Genomic DNA, 332 nt, shown 5'->3' with positions numbered 1-332 from the left:
CGGCTTCTGGCGGCCGTCTTCATTGAACTCGACTGCCTTGATGCGCTTCATCATCTCGTCGGCGACCTTCTCCGAGCACTTGGCCCAGGCGTCGACGACCTTGTTGTACTTCTCACCCTGCGTAATCAGGCCGTCATTGTACTGCTGCTCATATTCCTTGGCGAGCGCCTCGGTCTCGGCCACCAGCTTTTCCTTGGTGTCCGGAATGACCATGTCGTCCTTGCCGAAGGAGATACCTGCGCGGCAGGCATGGCTAAAGCCGAGCTGCATCACGCGGTCACAGAAGATGACTGTCTCTTTCTGACCGCAGTGACGATAGACCGTGTCGATCA

Annotated in this window: 1 protein-coding gene; it reads right to left on the bottom strand. The window is 57.5% G+C overall.

The features are described from left to right. Window positions 1-332, bottom strand: a 332-nt coding sequence (locus tag E0702_RS16110; RefSeq protein ID WP_132045598.1) for a hypothetical protein, incomplete at both ends; no start/stop codon positions are given.

Source organism: Halomonas marinisediminis, assembly GCF_004347715.1.
In the GTDB taxonomy this organism is placed as follows: Bacteria; Pseudomonadota; Gammaproteobacteria; order Pseudomonadales; family Halomonadaceae; genus Halomonas; species Halomonas icarae.
The sequence above is the reverse complement of the archived record's forward strand: the minus strand, read 5'-3'. Positions and strand labels throughout refer to the sequence as shown.